Annotated in this window: 8 protein-coding genes; 4 read left to right on the forward strand and 4 right to left on the reverse strand. The window is 69.2% G+C overall.

All coding sequences use genetic code 11. The features are described 5' to 3' along the window. Positions 1 to 670: aminotransferase-like domain-containing protein (locus tag AC1DHD_RS09635; RefSeq protein WP_476879496.1), on the forward strand; the 670-nt coding region annotated here is incomplete at its 5' end. Between the two features lie 120 nt (positions 671 to 790). On the opposite strand, the gene AC1DHD_RS09640 is transcribed toward AC1DHD_RS09635, so the two are convergent. From AC1DHD_RS09640 to AC1DHD_RS09655, 4 genes are all read right to left on the reverse strand, one after another. Next, the gene (locus AC1DHD_RS09640) at positions 791 to 1,633 is read right to left on the reverse strand and encodes a MetQ/NlpA family ABC transporter substrate-binding protein (RefSeq protein ID WP_476879497.1); all 843 of its coding nucleotides are present in this window, start codon (positions 1,631 to 1,633) and stop codon (positions 791 to 793) included. Between the two features lie 108 nt (positions 1,634 to 1,741). Beyond that, positions 1,742 to 2,413, reverse strand: coding sequence for a methionine ABC transporter permease (locus AC1DHD_RS09645; protein WP_476879498.1), 672 nt, complete (start codon positions 2,411 to 2,413; stop codon positions 1,742 to 1,744). Beyond that, complete coding sequence (locus AC1DHD_RS09650; protein WP_476879499.1) at positions 2,413 to 3,438, reverse strand: methionine ABC transporter ATP-binding protein; 1,026 nt, start codon at positions 3,436 to 3,438, stop codon at positions 2,413 to 2,415. The genes AC1DHD_RS09645 and AC1DHD_RS09650 overlap by 1 nt, the downstream gene beginning before the upstream one ends. A gap of 272 nt (positions 3,439 to 3,710) precedes the next feature. Next, complete coding sequence (locus AC1DHD_RS09655; protein WP_476879500.1) at positions 3,711 to 4,421, reverse strand: exonuclease domain-containing protein; 711 nt, start codon at positions 4,419 to 4,421, stop codon at positions 3,711 to 3,713. 97 nt (positions 4,422 to 4,518) lie between these two features. On the opposite strand from AC1DHD_RS09655, the gene AC1DHD_RS09660 reads away from it, so the two are divergent. The 3 genes from AC1DHD_RS09660 to AC1DHD_RS09670 all read left to right on the forward strand — a co-directional run. Beyond that, on the forward strand, positions 4,519 to 4,935 hold the full coding sequence (locus AC1DHD_RS09660; RefSeq protein ID WP_476879501.1) for an MGMT family protein: 417 nt from the start codon (positions 4,519 to 4,521) through the stop codon (positions 4,933 to 4,935). 107 nt (positions 4,936 to 5,042) lie between these two features. Further along, positions 5,043 to 8,255: an ATP-dependent helicase gene (locus AC1DHD_RS09665; protein WP_476879502.1), complete on the forward strand. Its 3,213-nt coding sequence runs from the start codon at positions 5,043 to 5,045 to the stop codon at positions 8,253 to 8,255. A 119-nt stretch (positions 8,256 to 8,374) separates the two neighbouring features. Further along, a partial coding sequence (locus AC1DHD_RS09670; protein ID WP_476879503.1) for an ATP-dependent helicase occupies positions 8,375 to 10,449 on the forward strand: 2,075 nt, incomplete at its 3' end.

Below are 10,449 nucleotides of genomic sequence, written 5' to 3' on the forward strand. Positions count from 1 at the left end.
GCCCACGTTCGCGAACCCCACCGGCGCCCAGTGGCCTGCCGAAACCGGGCGGGCCGTGCTGGAGACAGTCCGGCGGCATGGAGCCTTCCTCATTGAGGACGACTGGGCCCATGACCTCGCGATCGACTCCGAACCCCGGCCCGTGGCCGCCGCTGACGACGACGGCCATGTCATCTACCTCCGGTCACTCACCAAGAGCGTCTCACCCGCGCTCCGGGTCGCTGCGGTCATCGCCCGCGGGCCGGCCCGGGACAGGATCCTTGCCGACCGCGCCGCCGAATCCATGTATGTCAGCGGCCTCCTGCAGGCCGCAGCCCTCGACGTCGTCACCCAGCCGGGCTGGCGCGGCCATCTGCGGGGATTCCGGCAGCAGCTGAGGGGACGCCGGGACTCCCTTGTGGACAGCCTCCGGCAGTACGCCCCGGCGGCCGAAATCGCACACATTCCCGCCGGCGGGCTGAACCTGTGGGTCCGCCTGCCCGAGGGAACGGAGGTCTCCCGCCTCGCCAGGGAGTGCGAGGCCCGCGGGGTGGTCATCGCACCCGGGACCGAGTGGTTCCCGGCCGAACCGGCGGGACCCTACATCCGGCTGAACTACTCGGGCGAGAACCCCGAACGGTTCCCGGAAGCCGCCCGCATCCTCGGTGAGGCGCTCGCCGACACCGCCTGACGGGCCCGGCCGCCACCCGCCGGCGGTTGCGCCGCCCCCGGAGCCGCACCCGCCGTCGTCGTCCTTAAACACTTTCGGCACCCGCCATGGCGGGTGCCGAAAGTTGACCTGCGGTCCGGACTAGAAGGCCGGAGTCACGTCACCGTTGGGCCATTCCTTCTCAATGAAGGCCTTGACCTCGGGGGAGTGCAGCAGCTCGTCGAGCTTCTTGATCCGAGCATCGTCCTTGGAATCTTCACGCCAGGCCAGGAAGTTGGCGTACGGGTTGTTGTCCACGGACTCCACCGCCAGGGCGTTCTTGGTGCTCAGCCCGGCCTTGAGGATGAAGTTGCCGTTGATCAGGGCCAGGTCCACCGACGGGTCCTTGAGGTCGTTGATCAGCAGTTCCGGCTGGTTCTCGGAGAACTGGAGCTTCTTCGGGTTTTGCTCATCGCTGAGCGTCAGCACGGTGCTGTCATCCTTGATGTCCTTGACCAGCCCGGCCACCTGGAGGACCTTCAGGGCGCGGACCTGGTTGGAGGGATCGTTCGTGATGGCAACCTTGGCGCCGTCCTTGAGATCCTTGATGTTCTTGATCTTTTCCGAGAACGCGGCGTACGGCTCGATGTGCACGCCGGTGCCGTGGCCGAACTTGTAGCCCTTGGTCTTGACCTGGTCCTCGAACCACGGCAGGTGCTGGTAGAAGTTCGCGTCGAGGGAACCGTCGCTCAGCGCGGTGTTCGGCGTCTGGTAATCCTCGATCTCCTTGATGTCCAGCTTCAGGCCGGCCTTGGGGGCGAGTTCCTGGTTGATGAATTCAAGGATCTTGGCGTGCGGAACCGGGCTGGCGCCGACCTTCAGGGTGGCCGGTTTGGCCGGATCCAGGGTCGTGACCTGGGCGCTGGGGGTGGAGGAACCACCGCAAGCCGTCAGCGCCAGGGCAGTGACAATGCCGGTGGCCAGGAGGGTGAGTGACTTACGCATCGGATGCGTTCCTTTCGAAAGAGGCGGAGGACACGACGGCGGGCCGTGGTCCGCGCAGGTGCAGAGGGCGGCTACCCGCTGCAAGGCTGTGGTGGTTTGGTGCCTGGCTCAGCGGTGGTCGAGGCTGCGGGAAACCCGCTCGCCGACGAGCTGGATGACCTGGACGAGGACGACGATCAGGACGATGGTGACGATCATGACCGTGACGTCGAAGCGCTGGAAGCCGTAGTTGTAGGCCAGCTTGCCCAGCCCGCCGCCGCCGACGAGGCCGGCCATAGCGGAGTAGCCCACGAGGGTCACCACCGTAGTGGTGATGGCTGCAACGAGGGCAGGCAGTGATTCGCGCAGCATCACCTTGCTGATGACCTGCATGGTGGTCGACCCCATCACCTGGGCGGCGTCGATCTTGCCGTGGTGCACATCGCGCAGGCAGGATTCGACCAGCCGGGCGAAGAACGGGATGGTGCCGATGGAGAGGGACACGGACGCGGCGATCGGGCCCAGGCTCGTCCCGGTCAGCGCACGGGCCAGCGGAATGAGGGCAACCATCAGGATCGCGAACGGGATGGAACGCGTGATGTTGACGATCACGTCGCTGAGGATGCGGTTGGTAACAGGCATCGGGCGCAGGCCGCCGGGAGCGGTGACGTGCAGGAAAACGCCCAGCGGCAGGCCGATCAGCACCGTGAAGAAAGCCGAAATGCCGACCATCTGCAACGTTTCCACGATTGCGTCGGGGAGGGCCCGGACCAGGACGGGGTTACCGAAAATGTCATTCATTAGTTCACTCCTTCTTCCGCCGCTGCAGCCTCGGCGGACACGCGCTTTGCGCTGATGCCGCGATCGTGCAGGTAGCGCAGGACGGCGTCGAAGTCGGCGTTCTCGGCGAGCTGGACGCGGAGGTGGCCGAACTGCTGGCCGCCAAGGGTCTCGACGCTGCCGGCGAGGACGTTCAAATCCATGTCGAAGTGCCGGGCGACGCCGGTCAGGACGGGCTCCCTGGCGCTCTCACCGGAGAASAGGATYTCCAGGACCGGCCCGCGCTGCAGCGCGCCGTGCAGGGGYTCCGACGGCGGCAGCGGAAGCAGTGCGCGGGCCAGCTTGCTGTCGAGTTCGCCCGCGACGTCCTGCAGGGCCCCGTGTTCGATGATCCGGCCGCGGGACAGCAGGGAAAGGGAGTCGCAGACGCGCTTCACGACGTTCATCTCGTGGGTGATGATGAGCACCGTCAGCTGCAACCGCCGGGTCAGATCCTGGATCAGGTCCAGGATCTCCTCGGTGGTAGCGGGATCCAGGGCCGAGGTTGGCTCGTCGCACAGCAGCACCTCGGGATCCGTGGCGAGTGCCCGGGCGATGCCGACGCGCTGCCGCTGGCCGCCGGAGAGCTGGGACGGGTACGCGTTCTCGAAACCTTCGAGCCCCACCAGCTTCAGGAGCTCGGCCACGCGCGCGCGGATCTTGTCCTTGGGGGTCTTCACCAGTTCCAGCGGGTGCGCCACGTTGCCGGCCGCCGTCCGGGAGTCCATCAGGTTCGCGTGCTGGAAGACCATGCCGATGCGTCGCCGCGCAGCCCGGATCTCGGAGTCCCGCACGGAACTGAGCTCGGTGCCGTCAATGCTGACGGAGCCGGAGGTGGGGCGGTCCAGCAGGGTCAGGCAGCGGACCAGGGTGGACTTGCCGGCACCGGAGTGGCCGATAATCCCGTGGATCGAGCCTTTGGGCACGGAGAGTGTGACGCCGTCCAGCGCCACCACTTCCTTTTTGCCCTGCCGGTAGACCTTGCGAAGGTCGGTAACTGTGATCATTTATCCCTTGGCGGTCGGATTTGGGCGCGGAATAACACACGCCCTGTTCTGAACTAAATTATGTCAGCGGGGCAAAATGGCATCCACTCGCGCATAACATTCGTCACAAAGGGAATTTGGGTGCAGGAAATTTCGGATTCGGCGCCGGGTGGCGGGAATGGGGTGCGGGGTTGGGCGCACCGCGGAATCCCGGGGTGCCCTAAGGAGCCGCAGGGAGCAGGGACGCGGCTGTGATCTCCGTCCCAGCTACTTGGTGCCGGGCGGTGAGGGGGCTAGAAGTCGCCCCGGCCCGCGTCCTCGGGAGGCAGAACCGGCCAGTCGCCCTCGATCACGGCCGCGGGCTTGGTTTTGCGCAGGTAACTCTGGAAATCCGTGGCCTGGGCCGACGCCCACTCGATCTGGAGCTGGTGCAGATTCCCGGCCGGCATCCGCAGCTTGGGAAACTTTCCGGCCATGGCATCGAGCACCCGCAGGGTAGCCAGGGCATCGGCCGCCGAGGTATGCGCGTTGTCCAGGTTGACCCCGTACTCCTCGCAAAGGGCGGTCAGTGTCCGTTTGCCCTTGCGGTAGCGGTCCACCTGCTTGTTCATGATGAACGGGTCCAGCACCGGGAAGCGGCTCAGCTGCGGCACACCGTAGCGGGCCGACTCCGCGGCGAGCACCGTGAAGTCGTAACTGGCGTTGAAGGCGATTACGGGGACCCCGTCGTCGAACAGTTCCTGCAGGACGGCAGCCAGCTCCCGCGTCACCTCGGCGGCAGGCCGTCCCTCCCGGCGGGCCTGCTCGGTGGTGACACCGTGGACGTCGCTGGCCTCGGTGGGAATCTCCACCCCGGGATCCGCGAGCCATTCGTGTTCCTTGATGACCGCACCGTCGGCATCCACCACGGTGACGGAGGCCGTGACGATCCTTGCCGCGCGGGAGTTCCGGCCGGTGGTTTCGAGGTCAAACGCTGCGCGCGGAAGGGTATGCCAGGTGCTCATACTTCAACGCTACCCGCTGCCACCGACACTTCCGGCAACGCCCCGCGGTGAGGTCCGACGACGGTCCGTGGCGCTCCGCGACGGTAACCTTGGGTGCATGCGGACGGAGTATGTTGAGGCAGTGCTGGAGCTGGCGGCCATGGTGCCGGCGGGTACCGCCGTCGCATACGGGGATGTTGCCGAACTTCTTGGCTCCGGCGGCCCCCGCCAGGTCGGCTCCGTCATGAGCCACCACGGCAGCGCCGTTCCCTGGTGGCGGATCCTCAAGGCCAACGGGGACGCCCCACCCGGCCACGAATACGAGGCCCTCGGCCTTTACCTGGCCGAGGGGACACCGTTGCGCGGCAGCTATGAGGACTACAGGAAAACCGGCGAGGGCCGGTGGCGGGTGGACCTCGCGGCAGCACGGTGGGCGCCGTCGGAGCAGGACTTCGACCGGATTGACGCCCTCGCCGAGCGGCTCGAACGCGACCTGCATAGATTGTCGGTCCCCAATGATGAAATGACCGTGTGAGTAGCTCAACCACCACCAGCCCCACCTCCACCAGCCAGAACCGCTCCCGCCCGGCCGCGCCCGGAACCCCGGGTGGCGGAACCGGGCTACGGCTGCTGCCGCCCCGGATGCAGCACAGCGTCGTCCCGGTGCTCTCCCCGGACCAGCGCGACGCCGTCGAGCTCCGCCACGGCTCGGGCCCGGTGCTGGTTCCCGGGGCGCCCGGCACCGGCAAGTCCACGGTGCTGGTGGAAGCCGCGGTACGCCGGGCGCAGCACGAGGGCGTGGATCCGGAACGGATCCTGATCCTGGCTCCCAACCGGCTTGCCGCCGATGCGCTGCGTGACCGCTTCACGGCGCGCCTGGACCGCAGCCTGAGCACGACGCCGGCCCGCACCTGGGCGTCCTACGCCTTCGACCTGATCCGTCGGGCCAAAGCCGAGGGCATCCTTCCCCTGCCGCGTGCCCCGAAGCTGCTCTCCGGGCCGGAACAGGACCTCATCATCAAGGAACTCCTCGAAGGCCATGCCCAGCCGGGGCTGGAGCTTCCGTGGCCGGAGGACCTCGGCGCGGCCCTGCAGACCCGCGGCTTCCGGCAGGAGGTCCGCCAGCTGTTTGACAGGATCATCGAATCCGGGCGCACTGCAGAAGACCTCGCGGACCTCGCGGTGCGCTGCGGCCGGCCCGACTGGACGGCCGCGGCGGCCCTGTACGCCGAGTACCGGGACGTCCTGGACCTGCGGATGCCCGAATCCTTTGACCCGGCCGGCATCATTACGGCGGCACGCCAGATCTTCCAGGACGCGCCCGGCTTCCTGGCCGCCGAGCGGGACCGGCTCCAGCTGATCCTTGTCGATGACATCCAGGAGGCAAACCCCGCCGTCTTCGAACTGCTCGCCGACATCGCCGCCGGAAAGGACGCCCTTGTCACGTCGTCCCCGGACACCGTGGTGCAGGGGTTCCGCGGCGCCCGGCCGGACCTGGTAGCCGAACTGCCCCGGCTGCTTGCCCCCGCCGGGGGCACTGTGCTGGAGCGGCCGCTGTGGACGGCCCACCGCCACAGCCCGGCCGTCGCGGACGCCTGGCAGGGCGTCGCCGAGCGGATTTCGCTGCGGTCAGGCGGTTCCTCGGCTCGCCGGCTCGAGCAGCCGCACCCGCCGGCATCCGGAGGCAGCGGGGTTGTTGAGGCGCACCTGCTGCCCTCCCCTGTGCATGAACTGCGTTACGTCGCCCAGCGCATCCTGGAAGCGCAGCTCAACGACGGCCGGGACCTCTCGGACATCGCCGTGATCGTCCGTAACGGCGGCCAGCTCAGCCAGCTGCAGCGCCACCTCGCCGGCCAGGGCATCCCGGTCCGGATCCCGGTGGCCGAATCCGCCGTCCGGGACGAGGTGGCCGTCCGGCCGCTGCTGGACGCGTACGCCGTCGCCCTGGACCCCGCGGTCCTGACCCCCGAAGCCGCCGTCTCGCTCCTGACTTCAAGGATCGGCGGCGCAACCTCCATCGAATTGCGCCGGCTCCGCCAGTCCCTCCGCCGAGAAGAGCTCCTGGGCGGCGGCGGCCGGACCAGCGACGCGCTCCTCGTGGAGGCGCTGCTTGAGCCGGGTGCCCTGGCCACCCTTGGCATCGAGGGGCACTCCGCCCGCCGGGTCGCGAGGATGATCCAGGCCGGCCGCGAGGCCGCCGGCGCCCCCGGTGGCAACGCCGAGACCGTCCTTTGGGCCCTGTGGCATTCCACCGGCCTCGCCCGCCGGTGGACGGAGGCAGCCCTCTCCGGTGGGGCCGCCGGAGCCCGTGCCGACCGGGACCTGGACGCCATGATGGCCCTGTTCCACACGGCCGAACGGTACGTGGACCAGCTCCCCGGATCGGGCCCGGAGCAGTTCCTCGAGTACCTGGTCAGCCAGGAACTTCCCATGGACACGCTGGCGGCCCGCGCACAGCTGGAAGACGCCGTGGAGCTTATGACGCCGGCCAGCGCGGCGGGACGCGAATGGCCGGTGGTGATCGTCCCTGGGCTGCAGGAAGGCGTGTGGCCCAACACCCGGCTCCGCGGCGAACTGCTCGGCAGCACCCTGTTCGCCGACGCCGTCGAACACGGAGTCCAGTACGCCCTGCAGCTGGATCCGATGAGCCGGCTCCGCGAGATCCGCTACGACGAGCTCCGCAGCTTTTCCACTGCGGTTTCCCGCGCCCGGGAAGTGCTGGTCTGCACCGCCGTCTCCTCCGAGGATGAACAGCCGTCCTCCTTCCTCGATTACGTCTCACCCCTGCCTCCGGATCAGGACCGCCGCGGATTCACCCCGGTGGAACGGCCGCTGACCCTGCGCGCGCTGGTCGCGGAGCTGCGCCAGTACGCCCAGCTCGACGGCGGACACACCGACGCGGCCGAGGCGGCTGCCGTCCTCGGCGCGCTCGCGGCCGCGCAGCCGCCCGTCCCGGGAGCGCATCCGGACGACTGGTGGGGGCTGGCGCCGCTGTCATCGACGGAGCCGGTGGTGCCGCCCGGCGGCACCGTCTTCGTTTCACCCTCCAAGGTGGAGACGGTGCAGAAGTCGCCGCTGGACTGGTTTGTGCAGGCCGCCGGCGGAGAAGCCGCCACGGATTTCGCGCGCAGCCTCGGAACCCTGGTTCACGCCATCGCCCAGGACCTCCCCGATGCCTCGGGAGGCGAGTACGTGGCCGAGCTCCTCAAGCGCTGGCCGTCCCTGGGCATGAAGGACAACTGGGAAGGGAAACTCGATTACCAGCGGGCCGAGACCATGGTCCGTAAGCTCGCCCAGTACGTGCTGGTCATGCGGAGCGAGGGCCGCAGCCTGCTCGGCGTCGAGCAGGACTTTGAGGTGAAGCTTCCCGACGTAGCCCCCGCGGAGACTCCCGGGACCGGCGAGGCGTGGCCGGCCCGGCCCGCCGTGCTGCGGGGCCAGGTGGACCGGCTGGAGATCGACGCCGACGGGCGCCTGGTGGTGGTGGACCTCAAGACCGGGAAGCGCCAGCCCGGCAAAGCGGAGCTGGAACGCCATCCGCAGCTGGGGGCCTACCAGGCCGCTGTGCTTGCAGGAGGGTTCACCGGCCCGGACGACGGACCGCCCCCGCTGCCCGGCGGTGCCGTGCTGGCCCAGCTCGGCACCAGCACCAAGAGCCCGGGCGTGCAGAGCCAGCCGCCGCTCGATCCGGACGCGAACTGGGCGCTGGATCTGGTGGGCGAGGCCGCCCGCGTGATGTCCGGCAGCACCTTCGAAGCCCGGCACGACCCCGCCAAAGGCGGCCACGGCGGCCACGGCTGCAGGCTCCCGGAAGTCTGCCCCCTCTGCGCCCGCGGAAAGCAGGTCACCGAATGAACAACCAGACCGTGACGGACGGCCGGGACGCAGCTGTGAATCCGGGCGCTGTGGAGCCGGGCGGGGCCCTGCCGGCACCGCTGCCCGAGCCCCGGTTCAGCCCAGAGGAACTGTCGGCCATGCTGGGGGAGAAGAACAGCCCCACCGCCGAACAATCACTGATCATCTCCTCGCCGCTGGCGCCCCGGCTCGTCATCGCCGGGGCCGGATCGGGCAAGACCGCCACCATGGCCGACCGGGTGGTGTGGCTGGTCGCCAACGGCTGGGTCCGGCCGGAGGAGGTCCTCGGCGTGACCTTCACCCGCAAGGCCGCCGGCGAACTCGCTACCCGGATCCGGGCCAAACTGGCTGCGCTGGCACGGATCGCAGCCGCTGATCCCGGGCACAAGATATTCCCCGCCGGACTGCTGAGTACGGACGCGCTGGAACCCAAGGTCTCCACCTACCACTCCTACGCCAGCGGGATTGTCTCGGACTACGGCCTGCGGCTGGGCGTGGAACGGGACGTGGTCCTGCTCGGCGGCGCCCAGTCCTTCCAGCTCGCCAGTGAGGTGGTGGAGGCTTTCGACGGCGACAACCAGCACTTCCGCGCGGCCAAATCCACACTGGTCAAGGCGGTCATCCAGCTCGCCGGGGAGTGCGCCGAACACCTGCAGGATCCCATGCAGGTCCGGGCATGGCTGCTGGAGCGGGTCAGTGAGTTCGAAGCCCTTCCCTACCTCGCCACCGCCCGGAAAAACCCGACCCAGGCCGCGGGCGACCTCAGCGCACTGCTCCGGACCCGCGCCAGCGTCGCGGAGATGGTGGGCCGGTACGCGGAGGCCAAACGGGCCCGCGGCGCTCTGGACTTCGGCGATCTGGTTGCCCTCGCGGCCCGGGTGGCCAACGAGATCCCGGTCGCCGCCCAGACCGAGCGCCAGCGCTACAAAGTGGTGCTGCTGGATGAATTCCAGGACACCTCCCATGCCCAGCTGGTCCTGTTCTCCCGGTTGTTCGGCGACGGCCACGCCGTCACGGCGGTGGGGGATCCCAACCARTCCATCTACGGCTTCCGCGGCGCGTCAGCGGGCCAGCTCTTCCATTTTGTCCGCGAATTCCCGGTCAAGGTGGCCGGCAGCGGCACCCGCGATGCCGGCAGCGTGCCGGCGTTCGCGCTCGCTCCAACGTCGTACCTGACCACCGCCTGGCGCAACGGCCGGAACATCCTCCAGGCCGCGAACGTCATCTCGGCCCCGCTGAGCAAGGCGGCGGCCCAGACCGGCGCAGCGGGGGCCCGGGACAGCGCCGGGACGGTTGAGGTCCCACCGCTGCAGCCCAGCCCCGCCGCGGTCCAGGGCCGGGTGGTGATGGGCCGGTTCGGCACTGACGAGGACGAGGCCGCGGCCATCGCCTCCGACGTCCTGAAGTTCCGCCGCACGGACTTCAACGCCGACCAAGCCGAGCCGGAGCCGCCCGCCATGGCCGTGCTGTGCCGCCGCCGGGCCCAGATGGAGTGCATCCGCCGCGAATTCGAGGCGCGCGGCATTCCCTACGAAATTGTCGGACTCACCGGCCTGCTGGACACCCCCGAAATCGTCGACCTCGTGGCGACCCTCCGGGTGCTGGCCGATCCGGGCCGCTCGGACTCCCTTATGCGGTTGCTGGCMGGCGCGCGCTGGCGGATCGGCCCGGGGGACCTGATGGCTTTCCGCGACTGGTCGAGCCACTTGGCCAGGCGCCGGGGCCGCCCGGGTTCTCCCGGGAGCGGGGACCCCGACGCCGATCCCGCCACGGACGACGACGCGGCGGCGGTCATCGAGGGTGACCTGACGGACGCCGCGAGCCTCGTCGAGGCGCTGGACTGGCTGCCCCGCCCGGACTGGACATCCGCGCACGGCCGCCGCCTGAGCCCGGAAGCGCAGGAGAGGCTGCAGCGGCTCTCGGCGGAGCTCCGGCAATTGCGGAGCTTTATGGGCGACGACCTCAGTACCTTGCTCGGCGAGGTGGAGCGGGCCATGCTCCTGGACATCGAAGTCGCGGCCCGGCCCGGCATCAGCATCCACCAGGCGCGGCGCAACCTGGACGCCTTCCAGGACGCAGCGGCTGGATTCCTGCACACCTCGCACCGCGTGGATGTGCTGGCATTCCTTGCCTGGCTTGAAGCGGCTGCGGCGGAGGAGAACGGCCTCGATGCCGCAGCGCCCGAAGTCAACCA

The organism is Arthrobacter sp. 05L45_2, assembly GCF_056397525.1.